17 protein-coding genes are annotated in these 17,375 nt (G+C 73.1%); 7 read left to right on the plus strand and 10 right to left on the minus strand.

What is annotated here, in order from left to right:
• Positions 1–161: 161 nt before the first annotated feature.
• The 3 genes from QRN89_RS14330 to rsmI form a co-directional block, all read right to left on the minus strand.
• A complete protein-coding gene (locus tag QRN89_RS14330; RefSeq protein WP_290349772.1) occupies positions 162–1,046 on the minus strand; it encodes a TatD family hydrolase in 885 nt (294 codons plus the stop codon).
• Between the two features lie 188 nt (positions 1,047–1,234).
• Complete coding sequence (locus tag QRN89_RS14335; RefSeq protein ID WP_290349774.1) at positions 1,235–1,747, minus strand: hypothetical protein; 513 nt, start codon at positions 1,745–1,747, stop codon at positions 1,235–1,237.
• A gap of 159 nt (positions 1,748–1,906) precedes the next feature.
• Positions 1,907–2,785 (minus strand): 16S rRNA (cytidine(1402)-2'-O)-methyltransferase, encoded by an 879-nt coding sequence (gene rsmI, locus QRN89_RS14340; RefSeq protein ID WP_290349776.1) that lies wholly within the window; start codon positions 2,783–2,785, stop codon positions 1,907–1,909.
• A 74-nt stretch (positions 2,786–2,859) separates the two neighbouring features.
• Here rsmI and QRN89_RS14345 point away from each other — a divergent pair, with 74 nt between their 5' ends.
• Positions 2,860–4,623: a dolichyl-phosphate-mannose--protein mannosyltransferase gene (locus QRN89_RS14345; RefSeq protein WP_290349777.1), complete on the plus strand. Its 1,764-nt coding sequence runs from the start codon at positions 2,860–2,862 to the stop codon at positions 4,621–4,623.
• 202 nt (positions 4,624–4,825) lie between these two features.
• On the plus strand, positions 4,826–4,981 hold the full coding sequence (locus QRN89_RS14350; RefSeq protein ID WP_290349778.1) for a DUF6131 family protein: 156 nt from the start codon (positions 4,826–4,828) through the stop codon (positions 4,979–4,981).
• A gap of 103 nt (positions 4,982–5,084) precedes the next feature.
• On the opposite strand, the gene QRN89_RS14355 is transcribed toward QRN89_RS14350, so the two are convergent.
• Positions 5,085–5,753, minus strand: coding sequence for a histone deacetylase (locus QRN89_RS14355; RefSeq protein WP_290349779.1), 669 nt, complete (start codon positions 5,751–5,753; stop codon positions 5,085–5,087).
• A 161-nt stretch (positions 5,754–5,914) separates the two neighbouring features.
• On the opposite strand from QRN89_RS14355, the gene QRN89_RS14360 reads away from it, so the two are divergent.
• From QRN89_RS14360 to QRN89_RS14375, 4 genes are all read left to right on the plus strand, one after another.
• A complete protein-coding gene (locus QRN89_RS14360; protein ID WP_290349780.1) occupies positions 5,915–7,531 on the plus strand; it encodes a penicillin-binding transpeptidase domain-containing protein in 1,617 nt (538 codons plus the stop codon).
• Between the two features lie 130 nt (positions 7,532–7,661).
• Complete coding sequence (locus tag QRN89_RS14365; protein WP_290349781.1) at positions 7,662–8,180, plus strand: YbaK/EbsC family protein; 519 nt, start codon at positions 7,662–7,664, stop codon at positions 8,178–8,180.
• A complete protein-coding gene (locus tag QRN89_RS14370) occupies positions 8,177–9,055 on the plus strand; it encodes an EamA family transporter (protein ID WP_290349783.1) in 879 nt (292 codons plus the stop codon). The genes QRN89_RS14365 and QRN89_RS14370 overlap by 4 nt, the downstream gene beginning before the upstream one ends.
• A gap of 2 nt (positions 9,056–9,057) precedes the next feature.
• Complete coding sequence (locus QRN89_RS14375) at positions 9,058–9,471, plus strand: hypothetical protein (RefSeq protein WP_290349784.1); 414 nt, start codon at positions 9,058–9,060, stop codon at positions 9,469–9,471.
• Between the two features lie 154 nt (positions 9,472–9,625).
• Here the strand turns inward: QRN89_RS14375 and QRN89_RS14380 are convergent, their stop codons facing one another.
• The 5 genes from QRN89_RS14380 to QRN89_RS14400 all read right to left on the minus strand — a co-directional run bounded on the left by QRN89_RS14380 (position 9,626) and on the right by QRN89_RS14400 (position 14,337).
• A complete protein-coding gene (locus tag QRN89_RS14380) occupies positions 9,626–10,405 on the minus strand; it encodes an SDR family NAD(P)-dependent oxidoreductase (protein WP_290349785.1) in 780 nt (259 codons plus the stop codon).
• A gap of 7 nt (positions 10,406–10,412) precedes the next feature.
• Positions 10,413–11,579: a serine hydrolase domain-containing protein gene (locus QRN89_RS14385; protein ID WP_290349786.1), complete on the minus strand. Its 1,167-nt coding sequence runs from the start codon at positions 11,577–11,579 to the stop codon at positions 10,413–10,415.
• 132 nt (positions 11,580–11,711) lie between these two features.
• The gene (locus tag QRN89_RS14390) at positions 11,712–12,488 is read right to left on the minus strand and encodes an energy-coupling factor ABC transporter ATP-binding protein (protein ID WP_290349787.1); all 777 of its coding nucleotides are present in this window, start codon (positions 12,486–12,488) and stop codon (positions 11,712–11,714) included.
• A complete protein-coding gene (cbiQ, locus tag QRN89_RS14395) occupies positions 12,485–13,246 on the minus strand; it encodes a cobalt ECF transporter T component CbiQ (protein ID WP_290349788.1) in 762 nt (253 codons plus the stop codon). Before cbiQ ends, QRN89_RS14390 begins: the two co-directional genes overlap by 4 nt.
• Before the next feature lie 14 nt (positions 13,247–13,260).
• Complete coding sequence (locus QRN89_RS14400) at positions 13,261–14,337, minus strand: energy-coupling factor ABC transporter permease (RefSeq protein WP_290349789.1); 1,077 nt, start codon at positions 14,335–14,337, stop codon at positions 13,261–13,263.
• Positions 14,338–14,518: 181 nt separating this feature from the next.
• On the opposite strand from QRN89_RS14400, the gene QRN89_RS14405 reads away from it, so the two are divergent.
• Positions 14,519–14,884: an SsgA family sporulation/cell division regulator gene (locus QRN89_RS14405; RefSeq protein ID WP_290349790.1), complete on the plus strand. Its 366-nt coding sequence runs from the start codon at positions 14,519–14,521 to the stop codon at positions 14,882–14,884.
• Positions 14,885–15,085: 201 nt separating this feature from the next.
• On the opposite strand, the gene QRN89_RS14410 is transcribed toward QRN89_RS14405, so the two are convergent.
• Positions 15,086–17,248 carry an MMPL family transporter gene (locus tag QRN89_RS14410; protein WP_290349791.1) on the minus strand — a complete coding sequence of 721 codons (2,163 nt, stop codon included), beginning with the start codon at positions 17,246–17,248 and terminating at the stop codon, positions 15,086–15,088.
• Positions 17,249–17,375 lie beyond the last annotated feature (127 nt).

Here is a 17,375-nt window from a genome sequence, read left to right on the forward strand (position 1 = left end):
TGGCGGCGCGGCGACCGCCGCGCGCGGCACGGTGACTGCCCTGCGAAGTGCTCACGAGGCCGGGACCCTAGCCGCTCCTCGTCACTCTCCAAAGCAGGCCGACTACGCGGTGTCGCGACGCCATGCCAGACAGGTCCCGGAATGTGACGGTTCGTTATCTTTCAGTAATCGAATGCACGAGCCGTGTTCGAAGCAATCGCCTCCGACATGGCGTCCTCGTCGATCCCCCGCACCGCGGCCATCGCGCGGACCGTGACCGGAATGAGATACGGCGCGTTGGGCCGACCGCGGTAGGGCGCGGGCGTCAGGAACGGCGCGTCGGTCTCGACCAGGACGAGTTCCAGCGGGGCGACGGCGAGCGCGTCCCGCAGCGGCTGGGCGTTCTTGAACGTGACGTTGCCGGCGAAGGACATGAAGTACCCCGCGTTGGCGCAGATCCGCGCCATCTCCGCGTCGCCCGAGTAGCAGTGGAAGACCGTGCGCTCCGGGGCGCCCTCCTCGGCCAGGATCCGCAGGACGTCGGCGTGGGCGTCACGGTCGTGGATGACGAGGGCCTTGCCGTGCCGCTTGGCGATCTCGATGTGGGCGCGGAAGGACCGCTCCTGGGCGGCGACGCCCTCCGGCCCCGTACGGAAGTGGTCGAGCCCGGTCTCGCCGACGGCCCGCACCTGCGCGAGCCCCGCCAGTCGGTCGATCTCGGCCAGTGCCTCGTCGAGCGCGGCGTCCCCGCCGGCCGGTCGCGCCTCCTCCCGTCTCCGCGAGACCCCCTCGACGGGGTCGCCGTGGACAATCCGCGGTGCCTCATTCGGGTGAAGCGCGACCGCCGCGTGGACGCTCTCGTACCGGGCCGCCGTTTCGGCCGCCCAGCGCGAGCCGTCGATGTCGCAGCCCACCTGGACGACGGTCGTCACACCGACCTTCGCCGCCTTCTCCAGCGCCTCCTCGACGGTGCCGCTCTGCATGTCCAGATGGGTGTGCGAATCGGCGACCGGCACGGCCAGCGGTGCGGGCGGCGGCGGAAGGGTGTCGTTGGGCTTGGCGCTCATGACCACGATCGTACGAGGACCATGGCCATGGCCTCACTCACGGCGGCGCAGGCCCTGCGGGCGGACTCACCGCGGCACGGAGGACCGGCGGACGGGCCGGCCTGCCGCCGGACTCTCGGGCGCACGGACTCACCGCCTCACCGCCCCACGGGCTCACCGCCCACGGCCTCACCGGCTCCGGCGCGCCGTCACTTGCGGCGGTGGAAGCCGCGGAACATCCCGCCCAGGCCCCGGCGGGGCGCGCCCTCCGGTACGGCCCCCTCGGGCGCGACCCCCTCGGGCGCGACGCCCTCGGACGCTGCTGCCTCCGCCGCGCGTCCCCCGTGGCGACGCCTGGGTGTCCTCGGCCCGGGCTCCGACGCCGGGACCGGCCCGGCGGTGGCGAAGTTCGGGGGCGCGAAATGCTGGCGCCGCAGTGACTCGGCCAGGCCGGACACCTGACCCGCGCGCATGATGCGGACCTTCTGCCCGCCGCAGTTGAGGCAGGTCAGCCTGTTCAGCGGGGAGGGAACGAGCTGGCCCTGCACGCGGTACGTGAAGAAGGGACGGCCCGTGCCGTCGATGTGGTGCTCGATGTCGTACGTCTGCTCCCAGCCGTAGCCGCACCGCATACAGGCGAAGGCGTAGGACTCCTGCACCGTCTCGGATGCGCCGACCGGGAGGGGTCCTGCGCCGCTCGGGGTGCCCGCTGTGTCGCTCATGCCAGCTCCTCCTGATCCACTGCCCCCTGTTCGGCGGGGGTGCGTCCTCTACCAGTGGACTCCCGTCGCCGCGGGACGGCATCAGGCCTTCCGGCTACTTGACGAGGATTTGGCCGGCGCGTTCCGGAAGGCGTGATCGCGCGGTCCGAGCTTTGCTTTTCACGATAGACCTTTACCGTTCGACGGTCCTGTTCCTGCCGCGTTCTTTGCCGCGACGACCGCGTCGAACACCTCCCGCTTGGGTAGGCCGGCCTCGGCGGCGACCGCCGCGATGGCCTCCTTCCGCCGCTCCCCCGCCTCCTCGCGCACCCGCACCCTCCGCACCAGTTCGTCCGCGCCCAGCTCCGAGGGGCCGGGGGCCGGGGCGCCCTCCACGACGACGGTGATCTCCCCGCGCACCCCCTCGGCCGCCCAGGCCGCCAGCTCGCCGAGGCCGCCGCGCCTGACCTCCTCGTACGTCTTCGTCAGCTCCCGGCAGACCGCCGCCCGGCGGTCCGCGCCGAACGCCTCGGCCATCGCGGCGAGCGTGTCGTCGAGGCGGTGCGGGGCCTCGAAGTAGACGAGGGTGCGGCGCTCGTCCGCGACCTCACGCAGCCGGCCGAGACGCTCGCCCGCCTTGCGGGGCAGGAAGCCCTCGAAGCAGAACCGGTCCACCGGCAGCCCCGACAGGGCGAGCGCGGTCAGCACGGCGGACGGACCGGGCACCGCGGTGACCCTGATGTCCTTCTCGACGGCCGCGGCGACCAGCCGGTAGCCGGGGTCGGACACGGACGGCATCCCGGCGTCGGTGACGAGCAGCACCCGGGCGCCACCCTCCAGCGCCTCCACGAGCTCCGGCGTACGGGCGGACTCGTTGCCCTCGAAGTAGGACACGACCCGGCCGCGGGTGTGCACACCCAGCGCCTGGGTGAGGCGGCGCAGCCGCCGCGTGTCCTCCGCGGCGACCACGTCGGCGTTCTCCAGCTCGGCCGCGAGGCGCGGCGGCGCGTCCGCCACATCGCCGATGGGGGTCCCTGCCAGTACGAGTGTTCCAGTCACCGATCCAGTCACAGGAGCAATCCTCGCAGGGCGGGCCACGCCCCTCGCACAGACGCGTTCCCTACGATGGCGCGGTGACCAGTACCGCCCCACGGGCCGAGCAGGGTCAGGACGTCGCGGAACAGCCACCGTCCTGGCAGCAGCGCCTGCGCAGATTCGGCCATGTGCCCAGGCCCGGCATCGGGTTGCGCGAGCGGCTCGTGCCGCCGTACACCCGGCCCAGCGACCGGTTGTGGTCCCTGCTCGGCGTGCCGCCGGGGGCGGCCCGCCGGGTGGAGCGCTTCTCGGCGTGGGGCGGCCCGCTGCTGGTGACGCTGGTCGCCGGGCTGCTGCGGTTCTGGCAGCTGGGCAGCCCCAAGGCGGTGATATTCGACGAGACGTACTACGCGAAGGACGCGTGGGCGCTGATCAACCAGGGCTACGAGGGTGCCTGGCCGAAGGACGTCGACAAGGCGATCCTGGCGAACCCGGACGCGGTCGCGATCCCGTCCGACCCCGGCTATGTGGTGCACCCGCCCGTGGGCAAGTGGATCATCGGGCTCGGCGAGCGGATGTTCGACTTCACCCCGTTCGGCTGGCGCTTCATGGTGTTCGTGCTCGGCACCCTCTCGGTGCTGATGCTGTGCCGGATCGGCAGGAGGCTGTTCCGTTCCACGTTCCTCGGCTGCCTCGCGGGCGCGCTGATGGCCGTGGACGGGCTGCACTTCGTGATGAGCCGCACGGCGCTGCTCGACCAGGTGCTGATGTTCTTCGTGCTGGCGGCGTTCGGCTGTCTGCTCATCGACCGGGACCGGACGAGACGCCGCTTCGCGGACGCGCTCCCGGTCGACGCGGAGGGCGTGCTGCGCCCGGACCCGCGGGTCGCCGAGACCCTTCGGCCGGGCCCGCGGCCCTGGCGGATCGCGGCCGCGGTGATGCTGGGGCTGGCGATCGGCACGAAGTGGAACGGCCTGTACTTCCTGGCCGCGTTCGGTCTGATGACGCTGCTGTGGGACGTGGGCGCGCGGAAGACGGCCGGGGCGGTCCGCCCGTACGTGGCGGTGCTCAAGCGGGATCTCCCGTGGGCCCTCGCCGGCCTGCCGGTGGCGATCGCCACGTACGTCGCCTCCTGGTCCGGCTGGATCTTCACCGACAAGGGCTACTTCCGGGACTGGGCCGCGACGGAGGGCGAGGGCGGTCCCTGGGGCCTGGTGCTCCCCGACTGGTGGCGCAGCTTCTGGCACTACGAGACCGAGGTCTACAACTTCCACGTCAATCTGACGTCCGGTCACACCTACGAGTCCAACCCGTGGAGCTGGATCGTCCTGGGCCGCCCGGTCTCGTACTTCTACGAGGACCCCGCGGCGGGTACCGCGGGCTGCCCGGTCACCGCCACCGAGAAGTGCGCCCGCGAGGTCCTGGCGATCGGCACTCCCGTGCTGTGGTGGATCGCGTGCTTCGCCGTCGTCTACGCCCTGTGGCGCTGGGCCTTCCGCCGCGACTGGCGCGCGGGCGCGATCGCCTGCGGGATCGCGGCCGGCTGGCTGCCGTGGTTCCTGTACCAGGAGCGCACGATCTTCCTGTTCTACGCGGTGGTCTTCGTCCCGTTCCTGTGCCTGGCCGTCGCGATGCTCCTCGGCGCGATCGTCGGCCCGGCCCACCCTCCCCACGGCCCGGCCACCCCGGCGGAGCCGGGCCTCGCCCCGGGCGAACGCCGCAGGACGGTGGGCGCGGTGGCGGCGGGCGTGCTGGTGCTGCTCGTCATCTGGAACTTCATCTACTTCTGGCCGCTGTTCACGGGCGAACCGATCCCGATGGACGACTGGCGGGCGCGGATGTGGCTGGACACCTGGGTCTAGCGCGTCCCCGTGGGCGCCGACAGGGGCGGCCGGGGCGCGCGATCCGGGGCGGCGGACGGGGCACGCCGTCGGATGACGTGCCGCCGCGGCCCGCGGGCGCACCACACCGGAGGTGGGCCGAAAAGATCAACCCCGCCGTTCGTTTGCGACGGCCGGGATCGGCAAGGTTCGGGTTGTGGGGGGTCCGGACTTGGAGGGCCAAATGATCATCCTCGGACTCATCCTTCTGATCATCGGGCTGGTCGCCGGCATCGGCATCCTGTGGACCATCGGGATCATTCTGGTCGCGATCGGAGCACTGTTGTGGGTCCTGGGAGCGCTGGGCCATGCGATCGGCGGTCGACGCCACTACTACTGACCGCCCTGCGGACGGACCCCGCTGACACGCCGTGAGACCGCCGCGGTCGACACGGCCGTGAGGCCCGCCCGGACCGTCGTGGAGCAGCCGAGCCGTCCTGAGGTCAACGCCCCGCCGTGAGGGCGGCGACGGCCTCCGCGGTCCAGTGGCCCGCGGCCCCCGGGCAGTCCGCGAGGTAGGCGGCGACACGGGACACCGGCCAGGCGCCGGCGTCCCGCAGTCCGGCCACGAGGTGGCGCAGATAGGGCGCGGACGGCCGGGTCCACTCCACGTCGTGGAGGGTCCAGGGGGCCGTGAAGGTCAGGACGGGCACTCCGTCCAGGACTCCCGGGCAGACGAGCGTCTCGTAGCGCCCGCTGCCGAGTTCGGCCCTGCCGCGGCCCAGCGCCTCGGCGAGGTCCAGGTCGGATCCCGGTTCGCGGTACATCTCCTGGGCCACGATGTCCGAGAGCTGCCCGGCCGTCACGAGATACGCGCGGGCCAGGACCGTGCCGGAGGCGCCGGGGTCGTAGAAGGCCCGGCCACCGCGCCAGACCGGCGAGTGGGTGGCGAAGTACAGCGCGCCCGGCAGTTCCACCGGCACGGACGCCGCAGGCGGGCGGGGGTCGCGACTGCCCGGGTAGGTCCGGGCGGCGCCGTGCGGACGGCCGCCGGTGAGGTAGTGCGACAGCCGCTCCAGATGGGTGTTGGAGCCGTAGGCCGTGTACCAGACCGTGTCCGGCGCCCGATCCGCGGGCGCTGTCGTCGTGTCGATGGTGCGGGTGCGTTCCATGGCCCTTGCCCTACCCGGTTCGGCGGCGGGTCCGGCCCCGCCGGCCGACGGCACAGTCCGGTAACGCCCGTCTCCTCGCTCGCTCCTGTCCCGTAGAGTGCCCGCCGGGATGTTCTTGAACGCGTTCAAGGCCAAGGGGAGCCCTGGGGAGGGACTGCGGCATGCGCAGTGGAGCCAAGATCGCCGTCGTGGGCGGCGTGTTCGTACTGTTCGCGGGCGGTGTGGGGTACGGCGCCCACAACGTGCTCGGCGGTGAGGACGGCGGCACGGAGTCGAAGTCCGGTGCCGTCACGAAGAAGTCGGGACCGCCGAGCGCCGAGGAGATCCGCACGACCGCCGAGGACTTCCTCGCCGCCTGGGCGTCGGGGAAGGCGCCCGTCGCCGCGCAGCTCACCAACAACGCCGCCGAGGCGGAGCCCACGCTCGCCGCGTTCCGCGACGGCGCCCGCGTCAGCGGGGTGACGATGAAGCAGGGGGCGCCGGTCGGGGCGAAGGTGCCGTTCACGGTCAGCGCCACGGTCTCGTACGAGGGCGCGAGCAAGCCCTGGACGTACTCCTCCGAACTCACCGTCGTCCGCGGTCTGACCACCGGCCGCCCGCTCGTCGACTGGGCCCCGTCCGTCGTCCATCCGCAGCTCCACGAGCAGGAACAGCTGAAGACGGGCCCCGCGGCCGCGCCGCCGATCAAGGCCGTGGACCGCAGGGGCAGGGAACTGACGAAGGAGAAGTACCCCTCGCTCGGTCCGGTGCTCGACCAACTGCGCCGTAAGTACGGCGACAAGGCGGGCGGCAAGGCGGGGGTGGAGCTGGTCATCAGCCCGCCGAACGGCGCGGACACCACACTGCTGACGCTGTCCGCGGGCGAGCCGGGCGAGTTGAGGACGACGCTCGACGCGGACGTCCAGGCAGCGGCGGAGAAGGCCGTGAAGCGGCACAGCGAGGCGTCGGTCGTCGCGATCAAGCCGAGCACGGGAGAGATCCGCGCGGTCGCCGACAACCGCAAGGACGGCTTCAACGCGGCCCTCGGCGGACAGCAGGCGCCCGGTTCGACGATGAAGATCGTGACGGCCGCGCTGCTGCTGGACAAGGGGCTGGTCGCCGCGGACCGGAAGGCGGAGTGCCCGAAGAACGCGATGTACCAGGGGCGGACCTTCCACAACCTGGACCACTTCGACATCCCGGACGGCACGTTCACCCAGAGCTTCGCGCGCTCCTGCAACACCGCCTTCATCAAGCTGATCGACGACGTCCACGACGACGCGGCGCTGCCGAAGCTGGCGCGGGACGCCTTCGGCATCGGGCTCGACTGGAACACCGGCGTGCAGACCTTCGACGGTTCGGTGCCGGAGGGCAGCGGCGGCGAGGCGGCCGCGCAGTACATCGGGCAGGGCACGGTCCAGATGAACGCGCTGACCGTCGCCTCCATCACGGCCACGGCCAAGAACGGCGGCTTCGAGCAGCCCGTCATCGTGCCGCGCTCGCTGGACGGCCGTGAACTGGCCACCGCGGACCGGCGGCTGCCCGGACCGGTGTGGCGGCAGCTGCGGGACATGATGCGGGCGACCGCCCAATGGGGCTCCGGCGCACGGGCGATGGCCGGTGTGCCCGGCGACAAGGGTGCGAAGACGGGCTCCGCGGAGGTGGACGGGCAGGCCACGTCGAACAGCTGGTTCGCCGGCTTCGCCGGGGACCTGGCGGCGGCGGCCGTGGTGCAGTCGGGCGGACACGGCGGCGACGCGGCGGGACCGCTCGTGGCGTCCGTGCTCAAGACGGGCTGAGGACCGGATCCCGATCCCCCACACGCGGACCAGCGCCGCGCCGGCCCCACCCGGCGCGCCCCACCCCGCGCCCTCCACTGCGCGAAACGCTGTCGCGTGGTCTGTACACCTACCGCTAGCGTGACCGCCCATGAGCACTTCCGAGTCCCCTGCCCACCCCCGGTTCGCCGAGGCCCTGCGCGCGCTGGGCCTGGAGGTCGACGTACGCCGGTTCCCGGACGCCACGCGGACGGCCGCCCAGGCCGCGGCGGCGATCGGCTGCGACGTCGCCGAGATCGTCAAGTCGCTGGTGTTCGTGGCCCGGGGGATCCCGGGAGCGGACGGCCGCGAGGACGGCGAGCCGGTACTCGTGCTGATGGACGGCTCCTCGCGCGTCGACGTGGAGCTGGTGCGGCGGGAGCTCGGGGCCGCCGAGGTCCGGCGCGCCGACGCCGACCTGGTGCGGGAGACGACCGGGTACGCGATCGGCGGAGTGCCGCCCTTCGGGCACCGTACGAGGACCCGGGTGCTGGCCGACCGGGGGCTGCTCGGACACGCCGTGGTCTGGGCGGCCGCCGGGACACCGCACACGGTCTTCCCGCTCGACCCCCGGTCCGTGGTCGCACACGCGGACGCCGTCGTGGTGGACGTCCGCGAGCGCACCGCATGAGTGTCACCGTGGCCGCCGCGGTCCTCCTGGCGGCGATCACGCACGCCGGCTGGAACGCGCTGGCGCACGCGGTCAGGGACCAGCTCGTCGCGTTCACGCTGATCGGGGGCTGCGCTGCGGTGATCGGCGCGGTGACGGCGTGCTTCGTGCCGCTGCCGCCCGGCCCGGCCTGGCCCTACCTCGTCGCCTCCGCGCTGCTGCACGTCGGCTACCAGCTGCTGCTGATGCGGTCGTTCAGCCTCGGCGACTTCGGTCAGATGTACCCGATCGCCAGGGGCACGGCGCCGCTGGTCGTGACCGTCCTCGCCGCGGTGCTCCTCGACGAGACCCTGAGTCCCTGGCAGCTCGCGGGCGTGGCCATCGCCTCGGCGGGGCTCGTCGGCGTCGCCCTGTGGGGCTTTCGCGGCGGGGCCACCGGGAGCGGCGGACCCGGCGGGGACGCGCGCCCCCACTGGCCCGCCCTGCTCGCCGCGCTGGCCACGGGCCTGTCGATCGCCGCGTACACGGTCGTCGACGGGGTCGGCGTCCGCGCCTCGGGGTCCCCCGTCGCGTACATCGCCTGGCTGATGGTCCTGCAGGGCGTGCTGATCCCCGCCTACGCCTGCCACCGGCTGCGCCGCTCGCTGCTCCCCCGCCTGCGCCCGCACGCGGTCCGCGGGTTCGTCGGCGCGGTCCTCTCGCTGCTCGCCTACGGCCTCGTCCTCTGGGCGCAGACACGGGCTCCGCTGGCCCCCGTGGCGGCACTCCGCGAGTCCTCGATCATCGTCGGAGCGGCCATCGGCACCCTGTTCTTCAAGGAACGGTTCGGCGGCCCGCGCATCGCCGCCACGGCGCTGATGGTCGTGGGCATCGGCCTGATGCTGCGGGCAGGGTGACGATGGCGGTCACGCTGCTGCTCGCGCGGGTCTCGCAGCGGTACCTCGACGCCTACGCGGCCGCCGTGGACCCCGGCGACCCGGAAGGGGCCTACCTGGCCTGGGACCCGCCGGACGGCTGGACCGACCTCGACTGGTCGTCCGGCGCTCTCGTGGAGGCGGCCCGGTACGCGGGCCTCGGCCCGGAGCCGGTCGCGGCGCTCGGTTCGGCGGTCGGCGGCGACCCGGCCGTCGACGTCTCCTTCGTCCTGCCCGGCCATCCGTGGTCGGCCTTCGGACGGCCGGCGGCGGTCGGCCCCGTCGAGGTGGCCCGGACCGCCCGCACGCTGGGGCCGATCGACTGGTCCGGGGTGATGGCGGCGCTGCCGACTCCGACGGTGAGGCGATCGCGGCGCTCGGCGGGGTGTGCGGCCTGACCCGCGACCCCCGCGGTTATCCGAGCCGGCACTTCGCGGCCCTGCGCGAGCTGTACGAGTCGGCCGCGCGCCACGGGCAGCTCGTCGTGCTGTGGCGGGACTGACGGGCCCGGGGACCGGGCCCGTCAGTCCCACGATCAGCCGTCCCCGTCAGTCAGCCGTCCCCGAACTCCGAAAGCACCTGCTGGAAGCCCGTGTTCACGGCCAGCAGCCCGCCGTCCACCCGCAGGGTCGTGCCCGTGATCCAGGCGGCGTCGGAGGAGGCGAGGAAGGCGACGGCCGCGGCGATGTCCTCCGGGGTGCCCACCCGGCCCAGGGGGTAGACGGGGGCGAGGGCGTCGAGCTGGTCCTCGCGGCCGGCCCAGCCGGGGGTGCGCACCGTGCCCGGGTTGACCTGGTTGACGCGGACCCCGCGGGGGGCGGCGTCGCCGGCGAGGGTGCGGGTGAGGGAGGCGAGGCCGGCCTTGGCCGCGCTGTACGCGTGGTTGCCGAAGTCCTGTTCCCCGTTGACGGAACCGATGTTGACGATGGCGCCGCGCCCGCCTGCCTTCGCCAGGTGCGGGAGGGCGGCGCGGGCGCAGCGGAAGGCGCCGGTGAGGACGGTCTCCAGGTCCCGGTGCCAGGTGTCCTCGGGCTGGTCCTCGAACGCCGAGGCGTCGGGGGCGCAGGTGTAGGCGTTGTTGACGAGGACGTCGAGGCCGCCGAACTCCTCGACCGCGTGGGCCACGGCCGCCTCGACGGCGGTGCGGTCGCCCACGTCGCAGGCGAAGGACGCGGCGCGGGGAATCGTCCGCGCGGTCGCGGCCGCCCGTTCCCCGTCGATGTCGGTGAGCAGGACCCGGGCGCCTTCGGAGGCGAGCCTGCGGGCGGTCGCCTCCCCGATGCCCCGTCCCGCCCCGGTGATCAGTACGCCGTACCCCTCGAAACGCTGCATGCGCCGATCATGTCGCCGAGCGGACCGCCCTGACCAGAGCCTGTGCCCGGGGGTCGGCGGTGACGCCCTTGCGCATGCCGTTGGTGACGTAGCCGAGGGCGATGCCCGCTTCCGGGTCGGCGAAGCCGAGCGAACCGCCGCGGCCCGGGTGGCCGAAGGAACCGGGGCCGAGCAGCGGGGAGGCCGGCCCGTGGAGCATGTAGCCGAGGCCGAAGCGGGTGCCGACGACGAGGACGCGGTCGGGGCCCGTGGACTCCTCGGTGCGGGCGAGCGTCAGCGTGGCGGGGGCGAAGAGCCGGTGGCCGTCCACCGCACCGATCGTCGCCGCGTAGAAGCGGGCCAGGGCGCGGGCGGTGGAGACGCCGTTGGAGGCGGGGAGCTCGGCGGCGCGGTACGCGGGGTCGTTCTCGTCGGGCATCGGGTCGATCGCGCCGAAGGCCCGGCGGGTGAGGGAGTCCGGGTCGCGGTACGCCTCGGCCACGGAACGCTTGGGGCGCAGTTTCAGACCCCCGCCGGACGCCGTGGGAGGTTCCTCGATCCGGCCGATCCTGCCGAGGCGGTGGGCCTCGTCGCCGGGAACGCCGATCCAGAAGTCGAGGCCGAGCGGGCGGGCTATCTCCTCGGCGGTCCAGCGGCCGATGGTGCGTCCGGTGACCCGGCGCACGAGTTCCGCCAGCAGCCAGCTGTAGGTCTGCGCGTGGTAGCCGTGATCGGTGCCGGGTTCCCAGGCGGGTGCCTGCGCGGCGACGGCGCGGGCACCGGACGTGCCGTCGGCGGCCTCCGCGAGGGTCAGCGGCCGGTCGAGCGCGGGCACGCCGGCCCGGTGGGACAGCAGGTGCCGGACGAGCGCGCGTTCCTTGCCCGCGGCCTTGAACTCCGGCCAGTAGGTGCCGACGGGCGCGTCGAGGTCGAGCTGTCCGCGCTGGTGCAGCAGCAGCGGTACGGCGGCGGCGACGCCCTTCGTGGCCGAGCGGACGACCTGTGCGGTGTCGACGGCCCACGGCTCGGTGCCGTCCACGTCCCGGGTGCCGCCCCAGAGGTCGACGACCTTCACTCCGTCCCGGTAGACGGCGACGGCGGCGCCGCGCTCGCCGCGTGTCTCGAAGTTGCGTACGAACGCGTCCCGGACGGGCTCGAAGCCTTCCGCAACCGTGCCCCGGACGTCCACGTCCATCTCTCCCTGCTGTTCCGGCCTGCCTCTCGTCCCCCCATGGTGCAACGTGCCGGGAGGTGACCGGATTCCGGGTCGGCCCCGGTCCGGCGGTGCCGGGCCCGGTGCGGCGGGCGCCGGATGCCCGCCGCAGCCTCACGCGCCCGTCGTCACGGCCCTCGGATCGAAGCCGAACGGCAGTTCCAGGCGGTGCGCGCGCATCAGGCCGGGGTCGGCGAGGAGGTCCTGGGTACGCCCGTCGGCGGCGATCACGCCCTCGCTGAGGATCACCGAACGCGGGCAGAGCTCCAGGGCGTACGGCAGATCGTGCGTGACCATCAGGACCGTGACGTCCAACGAGCGCAGGATGTCCGCCAGTTCACGACGGGACGCCGGGTCCAGATTGGACGAGGGCTCGTCGAGGACGAGGATCTCCGGCTCCATGGCGAGGACGGTCGCGACCGCCACCCGGCGCCGCTGCCCGAAGGAGAGGTGGTGCGGCGGTCGGTCCAGGTACGCGGTCATCCCGACCCGGTCGAGGGCCGTGCGGACCCGCTTCTCCAGTTCCTCGCCGCGCAGCCCGGCCGCCGCCGGGCCGAAGGCGACGTCCTCCCGCACCGTCGGCATGAACAACTGGTCGTCCGGGTCCTGGAACACGATGCCGACCCGGCGCCGGATCTCCGCCATGTGCTGTCTGCCGACGGGCAGGCCGGCGACGGCGACCGTGCCGGCGCCCGCGGTGAGGATGCCGTTGAGGTGGAGGACGAGCGTGGTCTTGCCCGCGCCGTTGGGCCCGAGCAGGGCCACGCGTTCACCGCGCCCGACGGTCAGGTCGACGCCGAAGAGGGCCTGGTGGCCGTCGGGGTAGGCGTACGCCAGCCCGCGGACGTCGAGGGACGGCGGGACGGCGGCTGCCGGGGGGAGCGAGGTCATAGGGTCCAGCCAAGCAGACAGACGGCGAGGGCCGAGAACGGGAGCGCGGCGGCGTACGCCCACTGCGCACGGGACGCGGTCACCTCGTCGATGACGGGCATGGTGCCGGTGTAGCCGCGGCTGACCATCGCCAGGTGCACCCGCTCACCGCGCTCGTAGGAGCGGATGAACAGCGCGCCCGCGGACTTGGCGAGCACGCCCCAGTGGCGCACCCCGCGGGCCTCGAACCCGCGCGAGCGCCGGGCGACGGACATCCGCCGCATCTCGTCGGTGATGACGTCGCCGTAGCGGATCATGAAGGACGCGATCTGCACCATCAGCGGCGGCAGCCTGAGCCGCTGCAGCCCGAGGAGCAGGGAGCGCAGCTCGGTGGTCGAGGCGAGCAGGACGGAGGTGGCGACGCCCAGCGTTCCCTTGGCGAGGATGTTCCAGGCGCCCCACAACCCCGGCACGGAGAGGGAGATGCCGAGCCATTCGGTGCGCTCGCCCGGCACCAGGAACGGCATGAACAGCGCGAAGGCGACGAACGGGATCTCGATCACCAGCCGGCGCAGCACGAACCCCGCCGGGACCAGGGCCGCGGCGGCGACCGCGCCGAGCAGCAGCGCGTACAGACCGAAGGCCCAGACCGCCTCGCGCGGGGTGGAGACCACGACCAGCACGAAGCAGAGAGCGGCGGCGATCTTGCAGTGCGGCGGCAGCCGGTGGACCGGCGACTCGCCGTGCCGGTACAGCTTGTGGGCGTGACCCGTGCTCATTGCGGTTCCGCCTCTCAGCCCCGTACGGACGCCTGCTCGGCCTCGGCCGTGTCGCCGCGGCGGCGGCGGACCACGACGAACACGCCGGTGCCCACCAGCAGCGTCGCGCCGACGCCGACCATCCCGGCCAGGCCGCCGGAGACGCGTACGTTCTCGACGCCGCTGACGCCGTAGTCGGCGAGCGGGGAGTCGGCGGCCGCGTGGTCCTCGACCTTCTTGTCGATGCCCTTGTCGGCGGCGACCCGCTCCAGTCCGTCGGGGTTGGCGGAGGCGTAGAAGGAGACGAACCCGGCGAGGATCAGGGAGATCACGAGGCCCGCGAACAGCACCGGACGCGGTGAGGCGGCGGACGCCGGGGCGGCCTCGGGCCGGGCGTCGACGAGTTCGCCGTCCACGCGCAGCTTGAGCGGCGCCGACAGCCCGCGGGCGCCGTGGACGAGGTCGGGCCGCACGGCGAGGACGGCCCCGACGGTCGCCGCCGTGATGGCCGCCTCGCCGACGCCGATGAGGATGTGGATGCCGGTCATCGCGCCGAGGACCGTGCCGATCGGGACGTCGGTCGTGCCGCCGAGCGCGTACAGGAGCGTGAACGCCACGGCGGACGCCGGCACGGAGACCAGGGCGGCGATGAACGTGGCGACCGTCACCGACCTGCGCTTCTTCGGAAGCAGCCGGACCAGCGCGCGGAACAGGGTGTAGGCGACGACGACCGTGACGACACCCATGAGCAGGATGTTGACGCCCAGTGCCGTCAGACCGCCGTCGGCGAAGAGGACGCCCTGGAGCAGCAGGACCACGGAGAGGCACAGCACCCCGGTGTACGGCCCGACGAGGATCGCCGCCAGCGCCCCGCCCAGCAGGTGGCCGCTGGTACCGGCCGCCACCGGGAAGTTGAGCATCTGGACGGCGAAGACGAAGGCGGCGACGAGCCCGGCGAGGGGCGCGGTCCGCTCTCCCCCGTGGCCTCCGGCAGGGGTGGTACCCCCGAGCTCGCGCCGGGCGCCGCGCAGGCTCACGACGACGGCGCCGGCGGCGACGACCCCGGCCGCAGCGGAGACGGGGACATTGATGAATCCGTCGGGGACATGCATGGCGGGCTCCGCTTCCGGGACAGGCCGCAGCGGCCTGGCTGGTCAACCGTCCGATGATGCGCCCTCTTGCAAACGATTTGCAAGAGCGTCTCATCGACAGATGCAAGCGACCCGCCGGGTCTTTCGAGTGAAAATATGCGACATTGGATAACAAAGAGAACCAAACGGTGAGGAGCGTCCGATGTCGCACAGTGTCGAGAGCCCCTCTGTCGAAGAGCATGCGAAGGCCCGGATCATCAACGACGCCCCTCACTACCGATCCGTGCCCGTGGCCCTCCGCTACGAGCCCGGCACCGACCCCGACGCGGTGCGATGCGTCTTCCCGAGCGGTATCGAGTGGGCGTTCCGCCGCGAACTGCTGGAGACGGGCCTGCGCGCGCCCGCCCGCCGCGGTCCGGTCGCCGTCTGGCCGTGCGGCCGCGCCCAGGTGATCGTCGAGTTCCATTCGCCGGACGGTGTGGCGGTGATCCAGTTCGACACCCGCCCCCTCGTGCGTTTCCTGCGCCGCACCTACGCGGAAGCGGCGGCGACCGCCACCAGGGTGTGACGGACACGGCCGCCGTGCCTTCCGGCCGGCGGGCGCCCACCGTCTCCACGACCGGTGGGGGCCCGTGCGTTCTCCGCGGCGTCCCGGACCCGTCCGGGGGCGCATCGCGCCGAGGACGGGCCGGACCGGACGGGCCGGCGATGGCCGGGCGGCAATGCGCGGACCGCCCGAAGGCGTGCCTCGTGCCGGACCGGGCGACGGTCAGGCGCCGACCAGCTCCCGCTCCTTGCCGCCGGCGTGCGCGTCCCCGCCGCCGCCCAGCTTCTCCCCCTCGACGTCCACGCTCGGCAGCAGCCGGTCCAGCCGGCGGGGCAGCCACCAGGCCTTGCCGCCCAGCAGCGCGAGCACGGCCGGCACGATCGCCATCCGGACGACGAAGGCGTCGAAGAAGACCGCGATCGCGAGTCCAAAACCGATCATCTTCACCATCTGCTCGCTCGAGCCGATGAAGCCCGCGAACACCGCGATCATGATCACCGCGGCGGCGGTGACCACCCGGGCCCCGTGCCGGAACCCGGTGACGATCGCCTGGCCGGGCCGCTCGCCGTGCACGTACGCCTCGCGCATCCGCGTCACCAGGAACACCTCGTAGTCCATCGCGAGACCGAAGACCACGCCCACCATGAAGATCGGCATCATCGACATGATCGGGCCCGTCTGCTCGACGCCGAAGAGCGAGCCGAGCCAGCCCCACTGGAAGACCGCGACCACCGCGCCGAGGGCGGCGACCACCGAGAGGAGGAAGCCGAGCGCAGCCTTCAGAGGCACGAGGACGGACCGGAAGACCACCATCAGCAGCAGGAACGCCAGACCGACGACGAGCGCCAGATAGGGCACCAGCGCGTCGTTCATCCGCTGCGAGAAGTCGATGTTCATCGCGGTGGCGCCGGTGACGTGCACGTTCTCACCGCTGGTGTCGCGGATCGAGTGGACGAGGTCCTCGGTCTCCGTGGAGCTGGGCCGGTCCTCGGGAATCACCGTGATCATCGCCGTGTCGCCGGCCTTGTTGTACGTGGCCGGGGTGACGGCCGCGACGCCGTCGAGCCCCGCGATCTCCTTCGCCGTCCCGTCCGCGGCGGCCTTGTCACCGTCGACGACGACGAGCAGCGGCCCGTTGAAGCCGGGGCCGAAGCCGTCGGAGAGCAGGTCGTACGCCTTGCGCTGGGTGGTGCTGGTGGGCTGGGAGCCGTCGTCCGGCAGGCCCATCTCCAGCGACGTGGCGGGCACGGCCACGGCGCCGAGGCCCACGACACCGGCGAGCAGCACGGCGACCGGGCGGCGCAGCACGAACCGGGCCCAGCGGGTGCCCATGTTGGGCTTGTCGTCCGCCTGCGCGGTCTGCTTGCGCGCCTTGCGGCCCAGCACCCTCTTGCCGGCGAAGCCGAGCAGGGCCGGGATCAGGGTGAGCGCGATGAGGACCGCGACGGCGACCGTTCCCGCGGCCGCGAAGCCCATCTTGCTCAGCATGGGGATGTTGACGACCGCGAGGCCGACGAGGGCGATGACGACGGTCAGTCCGGCGAAGACGACGGCGGAGCCGGCCGTGCCGGTGGCCCGTCCCGCGGCCTCCTCGTGGTCACGTCCCTCGGCCAGCTCGGCGCGGTAGCGGGAGACGATGAACAGCGCGTAGTCGATGCCGACGGCGAGGCCGATCATCGTGGCGAGGGTGGCCGTCGTGGAGCCCAGGTCGAGGGTGTTGGCGAGCGCCGTGATCGTGGAGACGCCGATGCCGACGCCGATGATCGCGGTGAGCAGCGGCAGACCGGCGGCGACCAGCGAGCCGAAGGTGATCACGAGGACCACCGCGGCGACGGCGACACCGATGACCTCGGACGCACCGGTCTCCGGGGCGGCCTGCAGCGCGTCACCGCCGATCTCGACGGTCAGCCCGGCGTCCTCGGCCTTCTCGCCGGCCTCGGTCAGGGCCTCCCGGTCCTTCTCGGCCAGCTCCATGCCGCTGACCTTGTAGGAGACCTGGGTGTAGGCGATGGTGCCGTCCCGGCTGACCGCCTTGGCCTGGTACGGGTCGACCACGGAGGCGACCTGGTCCGAGCCGGAGCCGAGTTCGGCGACGACCTTCCGGACCTCGGCCCGGTGCGCGGGATCCGTCATCTTCTCGCCCTCGGGCGCCTTGAAGACGACGCGTGCGGTCGCGCCGTCGGCACTGGTGCCCGGGAAGCGCTCGGCGAGCAGGTCGAAGGCCTTCTGGGCCTCCGTCCCCGGTATGGAGAAGGAACTGGACGCGGCGGTCGGCGCGGAGGAGGCCGCGACGCCGGCGAGGGCGAGCAGCGCCACCCACAGCAGCGCGACGAGGCGTCGGCGCCGGAAGGCGAACCGTCCGAGCGTGTAGAGGAACGTGGCCACGAGAAGGGTCTCCCGGTCAGGTCGTTGGGACGGATGGGCAGGGTTGACCAGCCCGACGACGTGAGCGGTGCGCGTCAGGTGGGACTGTGCGGAAAGCGGGGTGGGGAAGGTGGCGCGGGGAGGGGTG

Origin of the sequence: Streptomyces sp. HUAS CB01 (assembly GCF_030406905.1) — a bacterium.
Lineage (GTDB): Bacteria > Actinomycetota > Actinomycetes > Streptomycetales > Streptomycetaceae > Streptomyces > Streptomyces chengbuensis.